The organism is Runella rosea (assembly GCF_003325355.1).
Taxonomy (GTDB): Bacteria; Bacteroidota; Bacteroidia; order Cytophagales; family Spirosomataceae; genus Runella; species Runella rosea.
The window spans coordinates 2035903-2061965 of sequence record NZ_CP030850.1; the positions used below are offsets into that span (position 1 = coordinate 2035903).

At 44.4% G+C, this 26063-nt stretch carries 21 protein-coding genes; 2 read left to right on the forward strand and 19 right to left on the reverse strand.

Translation table 11 applies throughout. The annotated features are described in order from the left end of the window. Positions 1 to 12: 12 nt before the first annotated feature. The 8 genes from DR864_RS08725 to DR864_RS08760 form a co-directional block, all read right to left on the reverse strand. Positions 13 to 798, reverse strand: a complete 786-nt coding sequence (locus tag DR864_RS08725; protein WP_114066598.1) for a glycosyltransferase family 2 protein — start codon at positions 796 to 798, stop codon at positions 13 to 15. Between the two features lie 84 nt (positions 799 to 882). Beyond that, positions 883 to 1674, reverse strand: a complete 792-nt coding sequence (locus DR864_RS08730; RefSeq protein ID WP_114066599.1) for a glycosyltransferase — start codon at positions 1672 to 1674, stop codon at positions 883 to 885. 34 nt (positions 1675 to 1708) lie between these two features. Continuing rightward, a complete protein-coding gene (locus DR864_RS08735) occupies positions 1709 to 2710 on the reverse strand; it encodes a T9SS type B sorting domain-containing protein (RefSeq protein WP_114066600.1) in 1002 nt (333 codons plus the stop codon). A 15-nt stretch (positions 2711 to 2725) separates the two neighbouring features. Further along, positions 2726 to 3631 (reverse strand): glycosyltransferase family 2 protein, encoded by a 906-nt coding sequence (locus tag DR864_RS08740; protein ID WP_114066601.1) that lies wholly within the window; start codon positions 3629 to 3631, stop codon positions 2726 to 2728. 46 nt (positions 3632 to 3677) lie between these two features. Next, on the reverse strand, positions 3678 to 4778 hold the full coding sequence (locus DR864_RS08745; RefSeq protein WP_114066602.1) for an acyltransferase family protein: 1101 nt from the start codon (positions 4776 to 4778) through the stop codon (positions 3678 to 3680). A gap of 9 nt (positions 4779 to 4787) precedes the next feature. Then, positions 4788 to 6224 (reverse strand): MOP flippase family protein, encoded by a 1437-nt coding sequence (locus DR864_RS08750; RefSeq protein ID WP_114066603.1) that lies wholly within the window; start codon positions 6222 to 6224, stop codon positions 4788 to 4790. Positions 6225 to 6250: 26 nt separating this feature from the next. Next, the gene (locus tag DR864_RS08755) at positions 6251 to 8458 is read right to left on the reverse strand and encodes a GumC family protein (protein ID WP_114066604.1); all 2208 of its coding nucleotides are present in this window, start codon (positions 8456 to 8458) and stop codon (positions 6251 to 6253) included. A gap of 9 nt (positions 8459 to 8467) precedes the next feature. After that, positions 8468 to 9097: a TolC family protein gene (locus DR864_RS08760; RefSeq protein ID WP_162793661.1), complete on the reverse strand. Its 630-nt coding sequence runs from the start codon at positions 9095 to 9097 to the stop codon at positions 8468 to 8470. Between the two features lie 669 nt (positions 9098 to 9766). On the opposite strand from DR864_RS08760, the gene DR864_RS08765 reads away from it, so the two are divergent. Beyond that, positions 9767 to 10993 carry a glycosyltransferase gene (locus DR864_RS08765; RefSeq protein ID WP_114066606.1) on the forward strand — a complete coding sequence of 409 codons (1227 nt, stop codon included), beginning with the start codon at positions 9767 to 9769 and terminating at the stop codon, positions 10991 to 10993. Further along, the gene (locus tag DR864_RS08770) at positions 10990 to 11622 is read left to right on the forward strand and encodes an acyltransferase (protein WP_114066607.1); all 633 of its coding nucleotides are present in this window, start codon (positions 10990 to 10992) and stop codon (positions 11620 to 11622) included. Before DR864_RS08765 ends, DR864_RS08770 begins: the two co-directional genes overlap by 4 nt. A 27-nt stretch (positions 11623 to 11649) precedes the next feature. Here the strand turns inward: DR864_RS08770 and DR864_RS08775 are convergent, their stop codons facing one another. From DR864_RS08775 to DR864_RS08825, 11 genes are all read right to left on the reverse strand, one after another. After that, on the reverse strand, positions 11650 to 13359 hold the full coding sequence (locus tag DR864_RS08775; protein WP_114066608.1) for a GMC oxidoreductase: 1710 nt from the start codon (positions 13357 to 13359) through the stop codon (positions 11650 to 11652). 32 nt (positions 13360 to 13391) lie between these two features. Beyond that, entirely contained in the window at positions 13392 to 13964 is a 573-nt protein-coding gene (locus DR864_RS08780) for a gluconate 2-dehydrogenase subunit 3 family protein (protein WP_114066609.1), read from the reverse strand. Positions 13965 to 14001: 37 nt separating this feature from the next. Further along, a complete protein-coding gene (locus tag DR864_RS08785; RefSeq protein ID WP_114066610.1) occupies positions 14002 to 15462 on the reverse strand; it encodes an O-antigen ligase family protein in 1461 nt (486 codons plus the stop codon). Positions 15463 to 15481: 19 nt separating this feature from the next. After that, positions 15482 to 16693 carry a glycosyltransferase family 2 protein gene (locus tag DR864_RS08790; RefSeq protein ID WP_114066611.1) on the reverse strand — a complete coding sequence of 404 codons (1212 nt, stop codon included), beginning with the start codon at positions 16691 to 16693 and terminating at the stop codon, positions 15482 to 15484. Positions 16694 to 16707: 14 nt separating this feature from the next. Continuing rightward, positions 16708 to 17652, reverse strand: a complete 945-nt coding sequence (locus tag DR864_RS08795) for a glycosyltransferase family 2 protein (protein ID WP_114066612.1) — start codon at positions 17650 to 17652, stop codon at positions 16708 to 16710. Beyond that, positions 17649 to 18803, reverse strand: coding sequence for a sugar transferase (locus DR864_RS30470; RefSeq protein ID WP_114066613.1), 1155 nt, complete (start codon positions 18801 to 18803; stop codon positions 17649 to 17651). Before DR864_RS30470 ends, DR864_RS08795 begins: the two co-directional genes overlap by 4 nt. A gap of 69 nt (positions 18804 to 18872) precedes the next feature. Next, positions 18873 to 19253 (reverse strand): response regulator, encoded by a 381-nt coding sequence (locus DR864_RS08805; RefSeq protein WP_114066614.1) that lies wholly within the window; start codon positions 19251 to 19253, stop codon positions 18873 to 18875. 781 nt (positions 19254 to 20034) lie between these two features. Next, a complete protein-coding gene (locus tag DR864_RS08810) occupies positions 20035 to 21138 on the reverse strand; it encodes a sensor histidine kinase (RefSeq protein WP_114066615.1) in 1104 nt (367 codons plus the stop codon). Between the two features lie 12 nt (positions 21139 to 21150). Next, a complete protein-coding gene (locus DR864_RS08815) occupies positions 21151 to 21726 on the reverse strand; it encodes a chemotaxis protein CheB (protein ID WP_114066616.1) in 576 nt (191 codons plus the stop codon). Between the two features lie 15 nt (positions 21727 to 21741). Beyond that, on the reverse strand, positions 21742 to 22569 hold the full coding sequence (locus DR864_RS08820) for a CheR family methyltransferase (protein ID WP_114066617.1): 828 nt from the start codon (positions 22567 to 22569) through the stop codon (positions 21742 to 21744). Between the two features lie 3 nt (positions 22570 to 22572). Continuing rightward, positions 22573 to 26025 (reverse strand): response regulator, encoded by a 3453-nt coding sequence (locus DR864_RS08825; RefSeq protein ID WP_114066618.1) that lies wholly within the window; start codon positions 26023 to 26025, stop codon positions 22573 to 22575. Between the last annotated feature and the right edge of the window lie 38 nt (positions 26026 to 26063).

Genomic DNA, 26063 nt, shown 5'->3' on the forward strand with positions numbered 1-26063 from the left:
CTAAGCCCAATTTCAATGCGGGCGGGTAAAACGTAAATCGTAGTTGTATTTGATTTGCCGATACAGCGTCCGTGCTAGGCGTATGAATGGATTATTGCTTTGTTGACGCCAGTTATTACGCTGCACCGTGCTGGGTTCATTGTCCGAATTTACTTGGTCAAATAACCCTTTGAAGTCATCGTAAAACAGGCCCGTACCTTTATTTTGAATGAAGGCGAGGCACATCATATACTCTGCTTTATCCGACTTAATCCCTTCTACGTAACGCCCAAATTTGTTCAAAAACGTGCTACGCCGCAGGTGCGGGTGGTCGCTGTAGAAGTAAATTTTATCGTATTTGGCCGACCAAGGTTTATAGACCATGCGCGAAAACCCTTCTTTAAACGGCTCCAAATGGGCATACTCATAATAGGCATAAAAACGCACCATGTCCAAAGACGCATCGTCATTGAGAAAACCAAGTGCAGCTTTCAGCTTGGGGATAAAGGCGGGTTTAGGAATAAAATCCTCCTGCACATAGAGCGTATACGGCGTTGTTACGGCCTCCTGCCCTTTGTTGAGATTATTGGCCAACCCTTTGTTTTTAGGCGTCGTAATGAGCCGAAACGGAAAACGTTTACGCATCTCTTCCATAGCCTGTTGATGCTCGGGCTTGCTGGCGTCATCTGAAACCACAATGTCTTCAAATGAACAGGAAATAGCATCAAATGCTTTTAGCAAACGTTCCAGCGAACTGCTGCGATTGTAATGCGTAATGAGCAATGTAACGCCAGGGAAATGGTTCTCCGCTTTAGCCATCGGGTCTATCTTTTAGGAAAATACACATTCGCCGCTGTCTCGGCTACTTTTTCAGTAAGCCTCTGACGACCAATACGATATTTTTTATTTGAAAGTAATAAGTTCAACTGTGTTTTTTAACAATCGGAATTTTAGATAAAACCACCGCAAGGCCATAAAAGCGGGATTGGTGCTTTCGCGCCAACTACTCCGTTGAATGGTACTGGGTTCATCACTGGAATTCTTTTGGTCAAAAAGGGTAGTAAATTCATTAAAAAACAGGCCTTTACCCTTCTTTTTTAGCACCGACAAACACATCAAAAACTCGGTACGGTCTGATTTAATGCCTTCGACATACTTGCCAAACTTGTCCAAAAACGTGCTTCGACGCAAATGCGGGTGGTCGCTGTAGTAGTAAAATTTCAGGTGGTCGGTGTACCATACCCACGGTTTAAAAACCATCAACGAATAGCCTTTAGCGTGGGGTTTGAGGTATGGATAGGCAAAATAGGCGTAAAAACGCACAATATCCAGCTCGTCATCTAGCTCCATAAACGCCAATGCGTCTTTGAAATGCGTCACGAAGGCAGGTTTTGGCACAAAATCTTCCTGAACGTACAGGGTGTAGGGCGATTTTACCGCCGCTTGTCCTTTATTGATGTTGTTACCCAACCCTTTGTTTTGGGGTGTCGAAACCAACGTAAATCCGTATTTTTCTTTCATTGCCTCTACCGCCTTAAAATGCTCGGGCTTACTGGCATCGTCAGAGACCACGATGTCGTCAAACACGCAACCTAAGTTTTGAAATGATATTAACAAACGCTCCAACGAACTGCTGCGATTGTAATGAGTGATGAGCAACGTGACACCCGCAAAATGATTGGCAGAGGTTACCATAAGTTTAAAAAGATTGGCAAAAGGTTAATTTCAATTAATGAGCCAACACCACCTGACCATTTTTGGTGTATTTTTGGGTTGAGTTCGTAAATGTATATGTCATTGACCACGCATACACCCCTTCCAGACACGCCACGTTTTTAAATTTCCCGTCCCACTTGACCGTCGGGTCGCGGCTCACAAAAATTGCACTTCCCCACCGGTCATACACCACAAATTCAAACGCGGCTACGTTGCTCATAAAAACGTCCAAAACATCATTTTGACCGTCGTTATTAGGCGTAAATATATCGGGCACATACACACTCGGACTTTCACAATCGGTACACCTTTTCAGGACCAAATCATCCAGCGCAAAGTCATTTCCACACCCTCCTTGTCCGTTGTCAATCAGCCGAATCACTACATCTGTCGTCTCCTCCGCCATGGGAGGGAAACTGAAAGTCAAGGCAAACTTTCGCCAAACGGGCGTCGGTGTTCGTAAAGTTACTCCCGTATGTAAAGTATCAATCAATTGACCGTCGGGCGTTTCTATACGAATGGTAATATCGGGGTCATTGGGTATGGCAAAACCACAGGTTCCTGGCGGAAATTCAAGGTTTAAATTCACCAACCAAAACGAATATTCGTACGCTGCTTTGGTACATAAATTGGCAATGGTTTCCCGATAAATCTCACCCGGATAGGGTGCATTGATAATCAACATATTACCCGCCTCGTCTCCGGGAGTATGGTCTTCATTCAGTCCGTGCCAACTGTTAGTAAAACATGCCCCACTCACCGAGCCCGCCACCGTGTAGCGTCCGTCATTGGGACAGCCATCGGTTACGTAAGTATAGTTGATGTAGCCGTTTGGCAAAGCCCCCCGCTGACCCGTACCAAATGTTTGATTACTGATGGTATTTCCATCGGCACAATTCTGGGCAAATGCATTCCTCCCAAACACCCCTACCAACCAACACCCCACGAAAAGCAACAGATACGAGCGCACAGTTCGGTTTCCGTTACGATTCGTTTTGTAGAAATTCGTCATCATGCCCAGTTTAATGTTTCAGGAGGAGGCTTTTGGCGTGGGTGATAAAAAATGGCCAATTTCTTGAAACCCACCCCAAAAACGTTTGGAAAATGCTTTCATCAAACTTCCATCCGCCACCAATCGTCGATCACTGGTCCATGCCTTAGCGTTGGGGTCAATGACCCTAAAAGTCGTACCTTTTCCCTGATTTTGCAGCGCCAAAGCCATCAATCCGTCTTCACACCGGCCCGACGGCGGCGGTGCTTCTCCCGCCGCAATCAATTCGGCCACGGAACCTTCCCGGCCCGAATCGGTCTCAAAACCACCCACCGCCAACGCATCTGCGCGGCGAAAAGCAAAATTGAAGCCGTACACATTCATGTACGACCGGTGTCGATTGCGCACCCGATTGAGCAAGTGTGCCGCTTTTTCATACAGCGACAACGCCAACCGCGACGACTGAGGACTGGGCAAAAACGAGTATAATCCGTAGGAACAGGCAATGGCGGGGTTTTGGAGTGGCGCCGTAATGGCCTCCACCCAACCAGGCGGGTACAGGCAATCAGCGTCGGCATTGGCAATGATTCGCCCCTTGGCGGCCAATAATCCCGACTGACGGGCAAAAGCCACGCCCGGTTGTTTTTCAAAGATTGAACGTACGCCGCATTTATCCAACAACTCTTGCGTACGGTCAGCCGAATTGTTATTGACGACCAACAGTTCTACGCTTCGCGTTGTTTGTTGGTCACCCAATGACGACAGCAGATTCAGAATATTTGCTTCTTCGTTATAGGCGGGAATTACAATGGATATTTCAGGATTTTCTACCCGAAACTTACTCAGCCTCGACCGAATATCCGTGATGCGCTCCGCCGAGGTATCGCCAGGCGGATACGTAGACAAATGTTTGGAAACCCAAGAGGGAAGTAAAGAATTAGTCACGGCAACGTTGGTTAGGGATAATCACTACAAACATTATTATACGCCATTAAACAGTTGATGTAACCGTTTTTTTTCTCGCTTTAAACCTCATCTCTATGTGCGTATAGGTCCACTCAGACACTTTGTAAATCAGGTAATAATTCACAAATACTAAATATACGTAAGCAGAGGGAGGAAATTTTAAAATCCGGATAAAAAGAACATTGAACAAACTGATTAGCAGGGCATGAGTCATATAAATTGAGTAACTGTACAAGCCCACTTTATCCAAAAATATTGATTTTTTTAGCGCATCTGAAACCAGTCCACGTTCGAAAGAAAAAATCAGAATTGACGTAAAAAACAACACTTCGTACACCCCTCCCATTTCTTTGAAGTAGGCTCCGTAGTAAATCATGGTGATAATTGTTCCCATAACGAGTACTTCCGACAAATCGAAAAATAACTTGGGCAGTTTTTTGAAATACACATAAGACCGGTCAAAAACCCCGTAACAAAATGCCCCAATAAAGAAACCAATGATGCCGCGTAAAAAACCGTAATCAAAACTATAATTGAGCCGGAAGCTTTGGTTAATCAAGACCATTGAGGCAAAAGCTACAAGGGAAATAAACAAAAATACGACGAATTTTTGGCGGACAATCCCCCATTTGTGCAGCAGCAGCACAACCGCACCGTATACCACGTATGAAATCATTTCGGCACTGATGGACCAACTCGGAATATTCCAGCTTACGTCCTTAATTCCGAATACTTTAACTGAATTAAGTAGAAATAAAGACGTAAAAAACGAATACACATTGTTGTTTGCACCCACGGGCTGATTGACTTGCACGTACGACGAAAGATAACCTTTGACCAATTCGATAAACAAAAAAGCCAGTAACATCAATAAATGTAAAGGATAGATTCGGTACAGTCGTTTTTGCAAAAACGTGCCAATTTCTTCGGTTTTGGCAAAGGTTTGATAATTGTACGCAATCACAAACCCGCTGAGCACGAAGAAAAAATCGACAAACATGTCCGAGTTTCTGACGAAATCGTTGTTGAGCAAGGGAGTATCGGCAAAATCGGCCAAGTGAAAAAACACGACCATTGAGGCAAAAATCCCCCTGAAAATGTCCAATATTCTGAACCGGTGTTTCATAACATCTTCTTATATCGACTTCCTGAAATTTTTAATTTCGGACAACGAAAGTTTAAACTTCAACGTCAGAACCGCAAAAATGCCCCCACCAATGGCAATCTGAACAAGGGTATGGAGCAGCCCCTCACTACCGACAAACTGTTGATACAAAAACACCCCACCGACCATCATCAGACAAAACAGCAGTGGTTTGCTGAGGTTGATCAAAAACTCTTTCAAAAAATGACCGATTAATGAGTGGGCAATCATGAAATTCAGTACCAAATAAATGAACGTAGCCGTCAAAAATGCAAACGCAATGCCAGTGACTTCCCAATATTTTCCAAAGAAATAAAGCAACGGAATCTTAATGATAAGCGTCACTAAATTAAGATAAAAAAGCAAGTTCGGCTTACCTTTGGTAAAGGCAATGGTATACAATGGGTGCGCCAACGAACTGAAAAAACTCTGGAAAACAAAAATCTTAATCAACGGAATGGTCGGCTCCCAGCCTGTGCCGTACAGCAGCGGAATAACACTGTTGGCCGTAATAAACAGCCCCGCCAGCAAAGGTAAATTGAGATAGCTAATCAAGTCCAAAATTTTGATATATGACTTACGTAGCTCCGAATCTTTGTCTTTCATTTTGGCCAACAACGGGTACGCTACCTGCAATATAATCGGGTTGAGTTTGGTAATCGGAAACACGGCCAATTGAGCCGCCACCGTATAAAAACCCAACGATTTAACCCCCAACACACCACCGACCACAATCGTATCGGCATTTCCTTGGATAAAACCCAGCAGCCCATCGCCTACATTATACATTCCAAAACGAATATGCTCTTTGATCATTCCCAAGTTGAAATACAACGACGGGAAAAAGAACTTTAGCCCAAAAACAATTTGTAATCCCGTACGAACAATGTGCATCGCCAATTGTCCATAAATCAACGATAACTCTTCAAAGCCGCTATATGCCAACGAGATTGAAGTAACAGCACCCACCACCGCTCCCGCAATTTCCATCAGAGCAATCGACTTAAAACGCAGTTCTTTCTGGAGCAGAAACAGGTAAATTTGTCCGAAATAAATAATCACAAAATACAGAGAAGCCAACTTAATGACCTTATCAAGCCTCGGCTCATGGTAATACTCAATGATAAGCGGTGAGCTGAAAAAGACGATAAGGAAAATAAAAAAACCCATCAGGAGACTCAGAAAATACAGCGTAGACAACGCTTTTTGGTCGTTTTCCTGTTTATAAATGATAGAGTTTGAAAAACCGAGGTTACTGAAAATGTAGAAGAAATTAATGATTAGCGTACTTACACTTACGACTCCAAAAACGGCGGGATCCAATAATCTGGCGAGAATTGTGACCTGAACAAACTGAAATACAGTGGATATGACGGTAGAAATAGTGATCCATTTCCCTCCATCAATCGCTTTTTTAGTGTTACTCATAACGTTGGCAAACGGGCTTAAATCGGTTAGGTTTGGGAGGCCGAAGGCAGTTTCCGCTGGTGTTTTAGCAGCAATTCAGACGGCACTAAAATTTGCTCCGCTTCTTTCACCGTTGGGGCGTCAATATACTCCTTTTCAACACGATTTAAAATAATTATGGGATCATTGACAGAAATTTTATTGTATAAATCCATCAGTTGTTTCTCCTTGCGCCCCCATACGCTGTTTGCATCCACAACCAAAAGCGAAACGTGGCATTTATTAAATAAATACAGCGGCAAGGGACTACTCACCAGCGGAGGCAGTTCCACGATAATTTTATGAAAAGGAGAGGTAGCAAAGGGTTTATCCTCCTCCAATAGCCCCGTCAAATCAGACACATTCATAAAATCTGGACGAATGGAATAGGGGAAAAAATGGACTCCATTTTGTTCAAAAGGAAGTTCATTTTTAGTAATCTTTGGGTAAAAATAGGCTATTTGCTGGCCCGTCTCGGCATACAATCTCGCCAGGCCGTGGGCTACCCAAGTTTTACCTTGTTTTGAACGCATACTCACCAGCGTAATCAACGGAATCGGGACCTGTGAAGCCGACTGTAAAATTTCAATGTTGATGGCATTGGTCAACTGCTCAAACGTACTCATTGCCGCTCGACTCTCCTTGGAGCCAAGGGTAAATTTTTTCACCTTTGGAAAAGCAATGGTCACGGGTTTACCGATTTTTGCTTCGGCATTCTCGGGAGAATCGAGTCGGCGGTCGAGCAGAAAACGAATGACCGTCATCAATAATGCGATAAACAAACCCACACCAAAACCCACCACAATCAGCAGTAGACGCTTGCTCGGTTTGGGCTTTAACGGATAATTGGGCGGGTCCAGTATCTTTAGTATATCATCCTCCAACACATCCTGACGATAGATTTGCGCTTGGTTGAGGCTCGCAGTCAACGCCAGATATTCCTTCTCTGCCACGTCGAGTTCGCGTTGCAGTTGATGAAGGTCCGTCCCGAGCGGGCTATATTCGCTCATTTTAGCCTGAAATTCTCCAAGGCGTTTTTTATACACATCGAGGCGGGCATTTGACTCTTCGAAGTCAATCACTTTTGCCAACCAATCTTCCACCAATTTATCTTGGGGCAAGGATTCGGGAGAATTGCCTGCGGCATAATACCTGCGCGAAATCTCCTTCATTTCTTCCTTTATTCGGTCCGATTTTGCCTGCAAACTACTCACCTGGCCGTTGCTCTGCCCACTCGACTGGGCACTTACCACGTCGGTTTCAGCAAACAACAGCTCAGTCTGCTTTTGAAGCAAATCATCATTGATAGACAACAAATTACCGCGTTGCCCCATTCTTTTTTGAAGGGCATCCATACCTGCTTTTGCGGCTCGGTTGCGCATCAACTCTGTGGTATATTCTTTGGCAAACCCATCGCGGGAAAAAACCGCATTCTTGGATTCTTCGGCAAAGTTTACCAGTTCGTGTTTTACATTAAACTCCCTCAGTTTGGATTCTATCTCCTCTAGTTTATCCCGTGCTTCTTGGGATTTACCTTTGTAATAATCAATGACCGGATTGGCGTCGATGCTTTTTAGGGAAACATAGCGCGCATTCAGCACCCGAACGGCATGAGCGAGCGTTTGCTGGGTCACGCCCCGGTCGTCCGACTCATACTCTAGCTCAATCATATCGCTGCTATTCTTTCGGTTTGCCTTTAACTTTTTGGCAATTCCTTCGGTAGAATAGTACGAATAAGGATCGTTTAAGAGACTCTTGATTGGATTGCCCGTCTCTGAATTGGCCAGTGCTTCCAGCTTAGGATACAGCCCTGTTGAGTCCAGATTTGCCAATAAATCAAGCCGAAAACTTGAAGGAATCGCATTCTGTAGTTCAGAAAACCCTGGTTGCGATAAAATGAGGCTATCAGGTTTTTGTAACACAAGGTGCTGCGCCAGTAAGCGCAGACCAATCTGACGCATGGTCTCGTTTGAGTTCAGCGTCGTCAGCAAATTGTCGAAGGCATTGCTGATGGTTGTGTAATCTGGAGTCCCTGATTTATTGACAGATTGAATATTATACCCCGAAGCAAGTCCAGTATAAACGGTTGCTTTTGCAGTATATTCTTTTTGTTCGTTACGGGTAAAATAATAAACAGCGCCCGCCGTCAGCAGCGGGAACAGAATAATCCACAGCGTATTTTCTTTCAGAAGACGTATAAAATGATTAACTGTCATCCGTCAAGTTTATTTACGTTTCAGGCGCTGAATCGGCACTCCCACCAGCGCTTCAAGATTATACAAATACTTCAAAAAAGACCCTCTCGCCTCCTCAATGGAAGAAAGAACGCCAAAATAGCTTTTACTCATATTCGAGAATGCATTTACATCCAATTTCCGCTGTTTGAATTCCACCTCCGCGATTTGGTACGCAACCGTCGCCATTTGTTGGTCTTTCAGCCTAAGTTGAAGAACTTTCTGGGCCGTCAACAAATCCTGAAACAAATCAATCAACTCCCTTTTCAGTTGTAATTCTTGAATTTCTTTGCGGCTGAGCGTCGATTGGTAGTTGGCTTTTGCCTGCGCAAGCACATGTTTTCTTCCTATAATTTCATAAAGGCTGAGCTGTAGATTTAGCCCAACCCGGTATCCGTTCGCAATTTGCCCGATAGCATCTCCTGTAGACCCCGACCCAGTTGAAATAATCGCCTGATTACCCGCCGAATAACTACCTGCGGCCGTCACTGATTGCAAGATTTGCAACTTTGAAAGTTTATACGACGCCTGCTGTGCATTGGCCACTTCTTTCTCAAAATTAAGCAAGGGCGAATGCGACAGTGCTAACTCAAACAAGTCATTAAAGGGTAACAACTGCATGGCTATATCTTTATTAAAATCAACATACAGCGAGTCTGCCGTCCCCAATGTAGAGCCCCGCATATTGGTGGCGGGCGCTTTTTGAAAAGAAGAATTTTGTCCAAACACCGGCCCACACATACATACCCCACTAATCAATAACAGACAATAATGGTGGCAAAAAAAAGAAGACCACTTGTAAAAGTACATAATCATCCGTTTAATCAATTAATATATATATCCCCAAAAGATTCGCCTTTTAATACCTACCAAACCAATTTTAACCGATTAAGTTTTTGTTTTATTCAACCCCAAAGATACACTGTAAACAGGCAGCTGGCTTCATGCCAAGGGTAAAAAATAAAACAGTCCTTGCTTACCAAAATTAACTATAATATATTTATCAAATCAAACTATAAGCACACTGGTGTATGCTTTCTTGGAAGAGATAAATCGTTTATTATCTTTGATTTATTAACGTTATGACCTTTTTTGCTCTCGTAAAACACGTTTTGAGAACGAACCAATCAAAACATGCAAAGCTCTTCTTCTTACCCTTAAAAACCATGCCAAATTATCAATATGGCCGCTTTTTACCCGAAGTATTTTGTTTTATAACACCCTTCCAACAGAGTAAAATATCCATAAAAAGCAAGTCAAGAAAATATACCTAACTCTACTACCAATAAGATGGGCATATCCTCCAAAAAGTTTAATATTGTTATTACTTCCCGGCAAATTTGGGAAGAGACGCATTTGGGCAGTAATATTCGGGATATGGCCCGGGTCTTATCCCAATCTCATCAGGTTTTATTTATAAATGACCCATTGGACTGGTCGACTGTTATCTCTCAAAAATCAGGCCGCGCGCAGCTGCGCAGTGAGTTTTTGGCAAAACATCAAGGCCAGCGCCTGATTCAGGACGGGGCTAATTTGTGGGTTTTAAGCCCAGAATCGGTGGTGGCCTCCATCAATTGGATGCCCGATGGGGCGTTATATGATTGGCTCAATCGTTACAATACAAAAAAAATAGCCCATGAAATCACCGCCGCCGTCAAAAAACTGGGCTGGGATTCATTTATTTTAATCAATGACAACGATATGTTGCAGGGCTTTTTTATGAAAGAACTCTTGCAACCCAAGGTAGCGGTGTATTATTTACGTGATAATTTTCTGGCCGTTGATTTTTGGCGTAAACACGGTCTACGTCTTGAGCCATTGCTGATGGAAAAAGTAGACATGATAGCCAGCAATTCCATTTATTTGGCTAATCAGGCCGCTCGCTACAATCCTCAATCGGTGTACGTTGGTCAAGGCTGTGATTTAAAACTTTTTGACTCTAACAAAATAGACAAGATTCCCGCCGATTTGGAGGCCATCCCGCACCCTCGAGTGGGCTACGCGGGTGCGCTGACGGGCCTTCGCCTCGATGGCGCACTTATTGAAACCGTTGCGGCCCAGCGCCCCGATTGGCAAGTGGTTTTGATTGGCTCAACCGACGATTCTTTTCCTGTTGAACGCCTAAAAGCACTTCCTAACGTCCATTTTTTGGGTTCCAAAACTCCTCAACAAATCCCTGCCTACCTAGAAGGAATGGACGTGCTGATTAATCCTCAAAAACTGAACGAAGTAACGATTGGGAATTATCCCCGAAAAATTGACGAATACCTCGCCATGGGCAAGCCCATCGTTGCGGTCAAAACCGAGACCATGGACTTGTTTAAAGACCACGTAAATTTGGCCGAAAACAGCGACCAATTCATCGGGCAAATTGAAGATGTACTTCAGGGCAAACAGCTTTCTTCGCCAGAAGCCCGTATTGCCTTCGCACACGAGCACTCATGGGAAAATTCGGTGGGAGATTTAATGAATGCCATTGAAACACGTTTTTTCCCGAAAGCATTACCAAAAAAATGAGTATAAAAACTTATCTGGACAACCGTCCGTCCATCAAACGATTCGTCCATTGGATGCTCATTCCCACGGGTCAGGCTCGGCCACGCCTGTGGGTGAGCTGGTTTGTCAATCCATTTATTCATAAAAAGCACCGGTCGGCGGCCATTCGTGCCAACGTACGGATGGATGTACTGCCTTTCAATGCCTTCACACTGGGGGCTCATAGTACAATTGAGTCCTTTAGTGTGGTCAACAACGGCGTAGGAGACGTGACCATCGGCGAGCATTGCACGGTCGGAATCGGTTCGGTGGTGATTGGCCCCGTCACGATTGGCTCCGACGTCATTATTGCGCAGCACGTAGTGATGTCGGGCTTGAACCACGTGTACGAGGATGTCACGTTACCCATTCACCGTCAACCCGTTACAACGCGCCCGATTGTCATTGAGGAAGAGTGCTGGATTGGCGCAAACGTCGTCATCACGGCGGGGGTAACCGTTGGCCGTCATTCAGTAGTAGCGGGCGGAAGCGTGGTCACGAAGGATGTACCCCCGTATTCGGTGGTGGGGGGAAACCCCGCCCGTATCCTGAAACAGTATGATGCTGCAAGCGGGCTTTGGCAAAAGCCGAGTATTGCTGCCGCCCTTTAGGATTGCTTTTGTACGTGTACAATCAATTTACAAATTCAATTTTTTAAGTTCCGAAACCGCATAATCACAGGCTCGGGCCGTCAGTGCCATGTAGGTCAGTGATGGGTTTTGGCAGGCTGAAGAAGTCATACAGCTTCCATCCGTGATAAAAACATTCTTGACGTCGTGCATTTGATTAAAGCCATTCAAAACGGAAGTTTTGGGGTCTCGACCCATCCGGGCAGTGCCCATTTCGTGCACTGCTGAGCCAGGCGGCAGGTCGTAATAAAACTGTTGTACTTTCTGAAAACCTGATTTTTGGAGCATTTCTTCGGCGCTTTCTTTGATGTCTTTGCGCATGTTGATTTCGTTTTCATGGTATTCAAAAAATACCCGAACCAGCGGCAATCCCCATTGGTCTTTTTGCTCTTTGTCTAGCCAAATACGGTTCTCCGTGTAGGGAAGTGTTTCGCCCCAAGCCCCGATAAACATCGTCCAAGGACCGGGCTGGGTCAGTGCCTTTTTAAAATCTTTGCCAAAACCTTCCACCCGTTTATACTGATCGCTCCATTCGGCACGCTCACCATCTCCCTGATAACCAAACCCCCGCAGATAATCCTTCTGTTTGGTTTGGGCATTAAGGTTTCGAAAACGGGGCACATAAATCCCGATGGGACGCCTGCCTTCGTAGTATTTATCTTTGAAGCCTTCGTACTCACCCATGGCGCCGCCCATCATGAAATGGTCCATGAGATTGCGGCCCACCTGTCCGCTCGAATTTCCTAAGCCATCAGGAAAACGATGCGACACAGAATTCAATAAAAGCGCACTGGTGGCAATGGTGGAGGCATTCAAAAAAATGATTTTGGCGTAGTACTCCCTCACCTCTTTGGTGTGTGCATCCATGACACGTACCCCCGTTGCTCGATTTTTTTGCTCGTCAAACAGCACTTCAATGACGATGGAATCGGGTTGCAAGGTTAGGTTTCCAGTGGCCATTGCCACGGGCAAAGTGGCGGAATTGCTACTAAAATACCCACTAAACGGACATCCTCGGGCGCAAAGATTACGGTACTGACACGGCCCGCGCCCGTTCCATCCTTTGGTAAGATTGGCAGTCCGGGCAATGGTAACCAGACGGTCTTTATAATTTTTCTTTACTTGATTGGCAAAGTGCGTTTCAATGCAGTTGAATTCCATCGGGGGTAGAAATTGTCCGTCGGGCAAATGGGACAGCCCTTCGGCCCGGCCACTGATACCCACAAACCTCTCCACGTAGTCGTACCAAGGTGCCAAATCTTTATAACGAATGGGCCAATCGACGGCCACACCTTCTTTGGCATTGGCCTCAAAATCCAAATCACTGAGCCGGTAGCATTGCCGGCCCCACGTTAGAGAGCGCCCTCCCACCTGATACCCTCGAATCCACGAAAAAGGTTTTTCTTGGATGTAAGGATGCTCTTTATCATTGACAAAAAAATGTTTGCTTCCTTCGTTGTATAACACGCTCTGAACAGGATTGTCGACTTGGTCTTTGATAACGTTGTTCAACCTATTCGGAAACTCCCAAGGGCTTTTAAGCGCGGTTGGATAGTCTGTTACGTGCTCTACATTCCGACCTCGCTCAAGCACTAATGTCTTTAACCCCTTCTCACATAACTCTTTAGCGGCCCATCCTCCACTTATACCCGACCCTACCACGATAGCGTCGTAAGTGGATGACTGTTTATTTTTAAGGGTAGGATTGGCGGGGTACATGCGTTGAGTTGGTGTTAGAAATCAGACGTAATTTATTTTGTGGCCCACGATTTTTGGTTTTCCGTCATCGGAATACATCCCGCAAAGCGGCCAGGAACGAGCGTATACGCAAGGCCTTGGGTGACCCCTAGCATTGAGGTGCAGTACCCAATACAAGTATATTCTTTCAAAATCGGGAAGAAAGGGTTTCCGAATACTTTGCGCTGTACCTTCCCCGCGATGCCTTCGAGCGGCTTGCTTTCTTCCTCAAAATGCCGCATGACCGCATTTTTTTGTTCTTCGTTGCATTCAATGTACGATTTTGCAAAGGTATCTTTGGAAAACGACTCCACTGATTTAAGACCTTCAATGAACCGATTCTGTGCTACAGAATCCATATTTTCAGCGACCATTTTAAGGATAAAATCCGCAACTCCAGCTTCAATTGCACCCGGGGTATCGGTGGCAGGAATAATGGTTTCGCTCAGCGCGGCCAACAATTGTTTTTGACTTAAAAGAAAGCTCAAGTCGGGAGTTTTATGCCAGCTTATCCATTTGAAGATTCCGATAGAAGCCAAACTTCCTCCCAAAAGAGCCATTCCCCAAAGCGCACGACGACGTTTCATAAGTCAAAAAAGTATTAATCAACAAATCAATTGATTATCAAATATTTACCAATTTTTCTTTAGGCACGAGCACCCCAGTGGGTGTATCCCACCGATTACAGGTCGCGAGCATAGCCATAGAGATAAAAATAACTCCATTTGTCGGAAACTGCCCCATGACGGGATTTGAATAGGCCATTACGGCAATGCCCCCCAACTCCGCCAGCATGGTGACCATAATTTTGAACAGCCAAGGATCTTTGATTTGCCAGACCTTCCACGTGGCAAAGGCGATGATGCTTACCAAGATAATAACATAGAGCGTCATTCCCACGCTTCCCGTTTCAATCCAAAGAATCACGTACCAACTATCGGGTGCCACCTGAGAGGCCCAGTGATTGGGCGAAAAACGTTGCCCTACGGCTTCAGAAGTTCCTAGCCCCGCCCCAAAAGGGTAATTTTCCATCAGGCGGGCCAGTTTTTCTTTGTTTTGAAGGCGTAATAAGAAAGAAGGATCTTCCATGGGGCGCAACGCAGTACGCATACGCTGTACCTGATAGTTGCCACTACCGATATTGGTATACATGAGGATGATAAAAATTGGTATCGCTACGGCGGCGCCAATCATCATCTTTTGAATGTCTTTCCGTAAAAGTAGGTAAAACGCGTAGCCACCCACCAGCACAAACAACGCACTACGGGTGCCAGAAAGGGCATACCCCCAAAAATACACCAACGCTAACGCAAGATAACCTATCTTATAAATCCATTTTTTTTCTTCGAAAAACCAAATAATACAGACCAAGGTGGTAGCGGCCATTTCGGCCCCAAACTGTGAGGCATCGGTGTAGAAAGAAAAAATCCGTAAAACCCCAAATAACACATGGGTTTTATCAGCCCCCATATTGAGCCAATTTTGTTCATTGGCCGTAAGCCCAATGTATTGTTGTTTAAACCCCCAAAGTGCGCCTAAAAAAGACCAAAATAGCCACGTACGAATCAGGATTTTTATATCCGTTTTTTTAAACGGAACCACCAACACAATGCAAGTAGCCAAAATCCAATAGAGCGAAAATTTTCGAAAATTATACAGCCACGCTGGTTTGTAAGGAGCTTCAGGATTGAAGAACTCAAGTATGGTAAAGAAAACCCACAGCGCTACAAGATAAAAAACGGGATGATGCAACCGCCCCCAATCGTAGCGCTTGGCATTGACCAACAAACTCAACATGGTCAGAATCAGCGACGCATCAATAAATACACCAAAGGGAAGGTCTACGGTCAGAAAACGCGCCGCAACGCCAATCAAAAAATTGAGTTGAAGGTATAACAACAGACCGATACGCGGCTCGGCAAAAACACCAATCAACACAAAACAGGCAATGGGCAGTACAACCGCAACGCCAGCCCCTGCAATACCCAACGCCGCAATCAAATAGCCGCACGTAAGCGTACACACCATGCCTACCATGCCGTAAAGCCAAAATTTTGACTGTTCGTTGTTGAGTAAAGATACCATTCAATACGCCCTTTTTTACCTATTCCACTTTCAGCAACACATCATCGGCCCGGCGAACTTTTTCCCACGTTCCTGATTGTTTACCACGCAAGTATCGTACCAATCCTGCCAAAGCGCACGCGTTCATAAACGTAAAATAAAAGGGGACAAAGAGTAATTTCCAGCGCAAACGGCGTTGCTCCAATTGATAGCCTACCCACGCCGCCCCGTAGAACAGACATTGCAGGACAAATAGCGTGATCCAAGCGGTGCCCATCGGCGATGGCGATTGAAAAGCCGAGTAAGCCAACCACGCGTTGAGCAGAAATATCAGCGGCAGACAGATCGGGGCCACGGCCCATCTGAACACGCGGTGCGACACGTATTCAAAGCACAAAATGCCGTATTTGAAGGGATTTAGCAAATAACTCAGGCGTACAATGGATTGAAAACCACCCGCCGCAATACGTATTTTTCGCTTTTGTTCATCCAAAATCGAAAATGAGGGGTGCTCCAAGGCATAAGCATCAGGCTCATATGCTACTTTATAACCTTTGCCCGCAATGCGGAGCGAAATAATAAAATCATCCAAGATGGTATCGGGTTCAACGTGCTCATACAGCTCCGTTCGTACCGCAAACAGCTCACCAGCTGCTCCCACAATGGTATGTAATTCCGAATCCCAGCGTTTGAGCTGCGATTCATATTTCCAATACAAGCCCTCTCCCGACCCCGCCGCCGACTCGTCGTCGTTGGTCAGGATTCGTTTTTCTCCCGCTACCGCGCCCACAATCGGGTCCTGAAAATGCCGAACAATGTTTTTGATGGCTTCTTTATTCAGTTGTGTGTTAGCGTCCGTAAAAATTACAATCGGGGTTTTTACATATTTCAGTGCTTCATTCATGGCCGCCACTTTGCCCCGGCGCTCGGTGCCGCCAAGTACATCCACTTCTTGTCCGTAATGTGCTTTAATCCATTCTGTAGAACCGTCGGTGGAGCCTTCTGTGACAAATAAAAATCGAATTTTAGAACGCGGATATTCTTGCCCCAACGAATTGGCGATTTTGGCGGGTAAACACGAAAGTTCATTGTAAGCAGGAACCACCAAGGTTACCTCAGGTGAATAGGATTGATCGGTTTTGACGGAAGAGCGTTTTCCACGGATACGAATGAGTAACCACACCACCAATCCGTATCCGAGATAGGTGTAGACCACAAGACCGATACAAACGAGGAGTAAAATTTCTGCCATTTTTTCCGAAGGAGTTATATTTTGTAAGGTTTATCCAACGCCACCGACGGAATAATGTCACCATTTTGGTTGACCTTATGGGTCAGGTTCCAGGCGATGGCATCCTTGATGGCTTTCAGATACTTCGTTTGTCCGCGCACTAAATGGACCAACGCGGCTTTGGGCAGGGCCAACAGAAAGTAGTACAAACAGAAAGTAACCAAGGTCATGCCCGTCACGTTTCGGCGCATAAAAAGCAGGCGGTTGCGGGTATGATAATACGCTTTGAGCGGATTGGCTTTGCCCACACTCATGGATTCGCGGTGGTAAATGAGGGCCTTGGCCTCGTAATAAATCTTAAATCCAGCCCGTCGAATTCGCGCCGACCAGTCGAGTTCTTCGTAGTATAAAAAATAACTATCTTCCAACGAACCCGCTTTCTCAATGACTTCCCGCCGCACCATCATCGCGGCTCCGTGCGCAAAATACGTAGCGCCCGACACATCATGCTGTCCTTTATCTTCTTCCTGCAACCCAATGGCCCACGTGCGGCCCGTAAGGCGGTCTAGCGGACGATAACCCGCGTATTGAAGAATGGTAGGGTGGTCATGATAACGAATTTTGGGGCAAACCATCCCGATCGATGAATCCGTGGCAAAAGGTGCCAACAGGTCTTCTACCAATGTGGGTGTAACGATGGTGTCGTTGTTCAATAAAAAAAAGTAATCTCCTTTGGCCTGTTTGATTCCAGCATTGTTGCCGCCCGAAAAGCCCAAATTGGCATGGGTCAGAATCACCTTCACGTTGGGGTAATGGCCTTTCTCAATCAGCGGCGTGGGGTCTTCGGCGGAGCCATTGTCTACCACAATTATTTCGACATTGGGGTACGTCAGGGTACGCGTTGATTCCAGCATGTCGCAAGTGACTTGCGCCTGATTGTAGTTGATGGTAATAAACGAGACAAGTGGCTGCGTGCTCATACATTTTCCTTTTGAAAAACCGCCTTAACTGTTTTAATCATGATAATTAAATCTGTTTTGAACGAATATTTCTTGGCGTAAAGCACATCCAATTGAATGCGTTCTAGGTCTGACACTTTCGATTTGCCGCGTTTTGTCACTTGCCAAAGTCCCGTCAAGCCCGCTGGGGCGGCAAACCGCCGAGCATAACCCGTTGCGGTGAGTTTTTCGGCTTCATAAGGAGGCAATGGACGATTGCCAACAAACGACATATCTCCCAACAAAATATTAAACAACTGAGGAAGCTCATCAATGCTGGAATTACGCAGAAATTTCCCCAGTTTAGTGACGCGTGGATCTTCTTTAAACTTGGAAAATGTAGCCTTTGATTTTTGCTTCTGGTGGTAGAGTTTCTCGCAGATTTGTTCGTTATCTAAAAATAAAATTTGTTGACATTCTGTGCCCGCCGCTTGACACTCCTCACATAGATTACTCACGGCAGCCGTAGGTGCTACATTGTACATGTTTAGGGAGGCCATATTGGCCAACATCTTATCGGCATCAGTACGCATCGTCCTGAACTTATACATATCAAAAATCCGGTAGCCCATTCCGACCCTTTTGGAGCGGTAAAAAATCGGACCTTTCGAATCCAATTTTATCAACACGGCCACCACCGCCAACAAAGGCGAAATCATCAGTAAGGCCGTTGCCGAAACCGCAATATCAAACACCCTTTTTCCAAAAGGGCTTCTTATGCGTTTCGGTTTGTAGGGGGTCCGGGTGGATTCTTGGTATTGCTTTTTCTGGATGAGGTAATTGAGCCTGATTTTGAGGGCTTCCAGCGGATACGGCACCTCAAACATATCAATTACTTGCCCTTGCGCTATTTGGGAATCTAGCTCGCCATTTTCTCTGAACAAGATAACGGGCAATGATTGGAAGTAGGCCGTTTTTCGCAGTGATTTCAAAAAATCACGGTAACCTTCCGAGTCACTACAAATGACTAAATCGACGGGGTTTCCCATCTCCAGAAAATCCAGCGCTTCCAAGTAGTCTGGCTCTGGTATAATATCGATTAATGCCCCGAAGTCATTAATCAGCAGTGATACCCGTTGCGGGTCATCTTCAATATACAGTGCTCTAAACGAACCCTTTTGTTCTGGCTCCATTTGACTTTTATCAAGGGATAGGATGACTGAAATAAAGTAACTTTTCGGAAACAGTTGCGGTCAAATAAGCTACTTTGATCTCCGCATAACGGCCAAAACCTTTGCCTTCACCTCCAGAGGATTGAAAGGTTTGGTCATGTAATCATCCGCTCCCAATTCCAAACAGGCTATACGGGTATTGCTGTCGTCGTATGTAGAAAGTATAATAATCGGCAGATTTTTAAACATCGGACTGGCCCGTATCGTCTTGATCAAATCTTGTCCGTTCAAATAAGGCATCTGCAAATCGGTCAAAATCACATCCACAGGATTTCCCTGTTCCAACCAGGTCATGGCTTCTATACCATTGATATGGGTGGTAACTTCAAAATCATTTTTAAGGGATTGACGAAGAACTTTACGAATAAACGCATCATCTTCTACAATAAGAACATTGTAACGGTTAGTCATGAGTACTGAATTATTTTATTAGAATTTGTTTCATTAACGTTGAATGTAACCATAATTAACGCAAAATATAGACTCTGGAATGAAGCATCAGTCACCCTGTGCATTTTGACTGTATTAGTATATTAAATTAAATAAGGTAGTTGAACAGATTAAATTTTAGAAAAGTCTTTAGGTTCTGTATTACATCGTTTTTGATGACGTAAATTTATACTGATTAGACATTGTCACTTCTCTACTTTACGAAACCTTCTTTTTATTTTTTGCATTTTATATGCTTTTTAGTGTATTTACGATTAACACTAATCAGCACATTTTTACATTATAACCAATGTTTTAAATCATCTATCGAAGATTTATTGCATACATCATATTCTGCATAACGAGGATTGATGAATCAGTCACAAAGTTAAAGAGTGCATTATAATAACATACATACAAGGAACAACCGATAAAAATTAGATTTTTTTAATTTTTTCTATAAGTTATATTACTTTTTCAACAAACTACAGGAATTAGATTAACAACTATCTATTGAGAGCATTGCTAGGCTAAGACACTTATGTTTTGGTATGCTATTTATAGTCACATAGGTATAACAAATATACCCATTTTGCATGAAATCAAATGATTCCTCAACTATTAATTCTTTTTGTTAGATTTATCTTTTGTTGGATATGAACAGTTGCAGTAAGTATAGCGATGGGAGAACTAGAAAGAGGATAAAATAAATTGTACTTTTGGGATATTTACAAAAGTACAATGTGAGATTAGTTGGATAGATTTACTTTTTCCATTCAAAATAAAAAACACTTCCAAGACTGGGATCCGAGTCTACCCATATTTTTCCACCCTGCTCCTCAACCAATAATTTCAGAATAGAAAGCCCTACTCCCGTGCTACTCTCTGAGGTAGCCATGTTGATAGAAGTTCTGAAGAATTTAAATATATTTTCATGATCCTGAAACGGAATCCCAGGGCCATTGTCTCTCACATAAAATTCGTATAAATCTCCTTTTTCCTGGCACCCCAGCTCAATAGTCGCGTCGGGTTTATTATTATATTTTACGGCATTACTAATTAAATTTTGGAATACTTGTTGCAGCTTCAGTTTTTTAGTCCATAAAACTGGCAAAGCGGTCGTGATTTTAAATGTAACGTGCGGTGGCAAAAACAAATTATGGACTATTTCCTGCACCATATCCTGCACGTTTACTTCCTCCACGGTTTGTTCGGCAAGGCTTTTACGGGAATAGTCCAGCAAGGCATTAATCATATTTACCAAATACAATGCCGCTTCTTTGGAGTGAGAGATATATTCCTTGCATTCCTCAGCACTCAATTCGCCGTCGTCGTTCATCTCCAACAACGATAAAGCGCCAATCAGACCCGTAAGCGGCGATTTCATGTCATGGGCAATGATAAAAGCAAACTTTTCAAGCTGCTGATTGATTCGTCGAAGCTCAATGGCCGTGTACTTGAGTTCTTGCTGATATTGATACAGGTGCTGAAAAACCTTTACTTTCGCTTTGGTGACGTTGATATCCAACGGTTTTTGGAGATAATCTACCGCACCTTCATCAAATCCTTTGAGCATATAATGCTCTTCTTTGTTGATAGCCGTCACAAAAATAATGGAAATGTGCTTCGTTTTTTGGTTGGTTTTCAACAACCTTGCCACTTCAAAACCGTCCATTTCTGGCATTTGGACATCCAACATTATCAGACCGATATTGTCATTGCGGAGGGCGTAGCGCAGGGCCTGATTCCCAGAAGTCGCTTTGATAAAAACCCTGTTTTCATCGGCCAACATTTCTTCAAGAGCCAATAAATTTTCTTCACGGTCGTCAACCAAAAGAATTGTAAAATCGCGATTAGGGTTTAACATCGTTGAAATTAATTATACGTTCAATGTGTGTATGTATGCAGAAATTTGGGCTGGCGTCATTGATTTAGCTCCGGCATTTGCATCAAGGGCCAATTGGGGCATAATCGGATACTCGGCCGTTGAAGGCTCCTGCACAATGCCAATGCCTCCCCTTGCTATCATTTCTGCCATTCCGCGTGAGCCATCGCCGTTTGCGCCGCTCAAAAGGATTGCGACTGCCTTTTCAGTATATATCTCCGCAATACTTTCAAATGTTACATCTATTGAGGGTCGGCTGTAGGAGACTGGCTCGGAATAATCTAAACAAAAAGAATGGGTTTCTTCAATCAACAAATGATAGTTTTGCGGAGCCAAATAAACACATTTTTTTTGGATGGGTTCTTTATCATCTGGCTCTTTTACGATTATTTCTTTTCGTTTTACGGCCAAAATCTGTTCCATCTCGCTGATAACGTTTTTGGAACGGTGAAGAACAATGACAACGGCAAAATCAAACGGTGAGGGCAGCGCTTCTATCAGCTCACTGATCACAGGAATACTACCTGCGGAGCCGCCAATCACAACTATATCAACGCTGCTTTTTGTCATTGCTTCCCTTGGTTTTTATTTTTTCCGTCGGTAAATACGGGTTAACGGACTAATAGCTTCAAATTGCTCTTTTATATCCGTAAAAAGTAAAGACTCTTTGATGCCGATGGCCAGATACCCCAAGGGCGACAGGCTGTCGTGAAATAAATGAACCGCCCGGTTTTGTAATTCCTGATTGAAATAAATCATGACGTTGCGGCAGCATATCAACTGAAACTCGTTAAACACTTGGTCCACGGCCAGATTATGTCGCGCAAAAACGACCTCTTCACGGTATTCTTTGTGAATAATCGCATTATCGTATTGCGCAGTATAGTAGGCTGAAAAATCATTTGTTCCGCCCGATTTAATGTAATTTATGGTGTACTCTTTGATCTGTTTTAAGGGAATAATTCCCTGACGTGCTCTTTCCAAATTGACAGGATTGAGGTCGGTCGCGTACATTCTGGTCCGGTTCAGCAAGCCCGCCTCTTGTAGCAGAATTGCCATCGAGTACACTTCCTCTCCCGTGGCACAGCCTGCGTGCCACACTTTAATAATCGGATAAGAAGCCAACGTAGGAATCACTTTTTCCCGAAGCTCTTTATAAAAAATAGGGTCTCTAAACATCTCCGTCACGTTGACCGTAAGGGTTTCCAGAAACCACGCAAAAAAAGATTTATCGTTGATTAAATGATATTTTAACTCATAACTGGTCTTGAACTCCGCTATCGCCATACACCGAGCCACTCTTCTCAACAGTGACGACCGAGCATAGTCACTGAAATCATACCCATGTTGGGTATAAATGAGTTGAATAATCTCGTTTAACTCTTCAGCAGTAAGTTGTGTTTGAGTATCCATTATTTATTTGGAAAGCCATACGCGCATCAGGGAAAAAAGTTGACCCGTATCCACTGGTTTTGTAATATAATCTGACGCCCCCGCTTCAATCACTTTTTCACGATCTTCGGGCATGGCCTTGGCCGTGAGGGCGATAATGGGCAATTTAGATAACCGCAAATCATGCCGAATCCGAGATGTGGCCTCGTACCCATCCATTTCGGGCATCATAATATCCATCAATACAATATCAATATCAGTGTGAAGCCGAAGTTCTTCAAGTGCCTCTCTGCCATTATCGGCCGTAATGACTTTCATCTGTTGCTCTTCCAACAATGTGCTCAAAGCAAATACGTTGCGCATGTCATCATCTACCAGCAACACCTTTTTACCTTCCAATCCACCGCTACTGAAAGCCACGGTGGGCTGGGGCAGCTTTTTGGTTTCTACTTCCTGCACTTTAAAGAGGAATAATTCCATTTCATCCATTAGCCGCTCCATAGATTGCGTAGACTCCCGAATAATCACGCTCGAAAGTTTCTTAAGCTGACGCTCCTTGGCCAGGTTGAGGTCTTCGTCGATGTACACAATCACGGGCAAGACCTTCGAGGCACTAACCTCTTTCAAGCGTCTTAGCCTTTCCATGCCTTGGTCCAAATTTTTGCGGATGTCCACAATCAGGCAGTCATAATCATTCTGGGCTATGTGGTCGGCGGCATCCTGCTCCGAAACAACCACTTCCCATTTGAGGTCAGGATAGCGCTTTCCTAGCACCTGACCAATGGTGTTTCGTTGAATAAACTCCCCGACCAATATCAGTACTTTCTTGATTTTAACATTCAATTGAGCTTCCAACAAACTAAATACCTTTTCTAAGTCTTGGGTTTTGACGGGCTTTTGGATAAACGCCTGCGCCCCCTCCAATGACAGACTTGAAGCATCTGCACCAGAAATAACATGCACAGGAATGTGCTTTAATTGTTCGTCATTCTTAATCCATGAAAGAATACTCTGCCCATCGACAACGGGCAACTGCACGTCAAGAATGATGGCCGAGGGCTGGTACTTCTGGGCATACATCATTCCCTCGTCGCCTTGCAACGCCACGATTGTTTTATAATTTTTATCGCGGGCTAAATCCCTGACAATCCCCGCAAACATGGGATCATCTTCGATAATCAGCATCACCAAATCTCCTTTTTCAATCGAATGCCGGTCGTCTTCTATTTTGGTCTGCGATACAATCTCTTTGTGAAACTCGGTCATGGAAAAGTTCCGCTTTTCGCTTATCGTCAGCGATTCGGAACTGGCAGCCGCTGCCCCAGCGTTGGTTTTGAGCGGTATAAAAACCGAAAAAGTACTGCCTTTCCCCACTTCACTTTGAAGTCTCACTTCTCCGCCCAGTCGTTTTACCAATTCTCTGATGATGGATAGCCCCAGGCCCGTGCCGCCATATCTACGACTGGTTGACCCATCGGCCTGTTGGAATGCCTCAAAAATGAGCTGTTGTTTTTCGAATGGAATCCCCACTCCCGTGTCCTCAACACTGATGGCCAATACCTGCTCGGCCTTTTTCAGGGCCTCGGTGGCAAAGTCAGGCTGAGGCTCAACGGCCGCAAACGAAAGCGTAATTTGCCCGTTTTTTGGGGTAAACTTAAACGCATTGGACAATAGATTTTGAATGATTTGTTCCAATCGCTGTTTGTCGGTGTGCAACGCTGTCGGAACGGAAGCCTCGATTTTTGTCAAAAAAATCACCCCTTTTTCGTCGGCCACCACCTCAAACAATTGCTTAATATCCCTTAAGATATTTTTAACAGGTACATTTTCAAACTGAAAATCAATCTTACCCGCTTCAATCTTCGACAAATCCAGAATATCGTTGATGAGTTTTAGCAGGTCAGTTCCCGATTTACGAATCACGTTGGCGTATTCAACCTGCTTATCGGTTAGGTTTTTTGACTTATTTTCCGACAACAAGTTGGCCAAAATCAAAACACTATTGAGCGGGGTACGCAACTCGTGCGACATATTGGCCAGAAACTCAGATTTATACGTACTCGTCACTTCCAACTCCTTCGCTTTCAGGGCCAATGCTTGTCTTGCTACTTCTATTGCTTCATTTTTTTCTTCCAACTCCGAATTAATGTGTCTCAATTCTTCTTCCTGCACCCGCAACTCTTCTTCAGACGCCATCAGGCTCTCGGTTTGGTGCGACAATTCTTCGTTGGTCTGACGCAATTCATCCTGCTGATTCTCCAAAATCGCCTTTTGTTCTTTCAACTGTTCCAACAACCGGCCCACTTTAAGCCTAGATTGTATTTCATTGACCGACAAGGAAATATCCTTAGATACTTTTTTCAAGAGCTCTATGTGGTGGTCGGGAAATGGCGAGAAGGACGCTAACTCGATTACACCTTTCAGTTCTTTACCGTACCAAAGTGGAATGCACGCAATTTCGCCTGCGTTGGTAGCACCGCTTCCCGACTCAATAGTCCAATAAGAAGACGGAATCAACTTGGTGATCCGTATTTGTCTTTCAAGAGCCGCTTGCCCTACCAATCCCTCTCCCAGCGCATAAGACTGGGACACCTGAGCTGACAGAGCCACGGAGGCTTTCAGCGCCAGCTTTTCAGATTCGTCAAGTATATACATCCCTCCTGCTGGCAACTCCAGATAATCAGTAATGGATTTTAGGGCTGATTGGCCAAGGGCTTCCAATGTATTGATATTTTGAAGTGCGTCATTCAGAACCGTCAATCCCGCCAAATACCAACTCCTTTCTTTGATAGAATGGTTAAGTTCTTCCAACTCTTCCACATTTTTACTGAGTTGGTTTTCGATTTTTTTTCGGCTTTTAAACTCTAACGCATAAAAATACGTAAGCACGGCCGCCACCAAAAAGAGCAAAAATGTCCCTAAGACGGTCTTGCGAGTTAGATTTTCAATGAGCGTCTTTATGGAAGCCTCCCTTTTAGACAACTCATAACGCTCGGCAGTGTATATTTTTTTTACCAGCATCCGCACGTTGTCCATTTCTTTCTTCTCAAGTGCCGTAATTTCAATCAGGCTTTGCCGGTTCAGTCCACTGTCATTTTCTGAGGTCGAACTCCACAATTGTACTAATGATTGCACCGATTGCTGTATTTGGGCCAGTTGTGCAAGCTTTGGCGAGTTTTCCCTGAAAGAGTTCGTTAGGTTATCTTCCACTAGCCCAATGTTAATCTGGGCCTGATTCAATGACGATAGAAATCTTTTTTCGTTCGTGCTTCGATACGCACGTTGCCCCGTTTCTATATCGACGAGGAGTTTTTCCAGCGTTAGGAGCTGGTCAAGCGTTTCGTTTTTTTCTTTCACCCATTCCGCCTCCTCCACTTGACGCTGAATGGTATTAAAAAAAGAAATGCCTAAAAAGATACCAATCAGAATGGTAAAAGCTGATCCAATAAGCAGCCAAGCGGCAATTGTGAGTTTCATAATTTGAGCGTGCATCAGTCATTTTCAGCAAATGACGT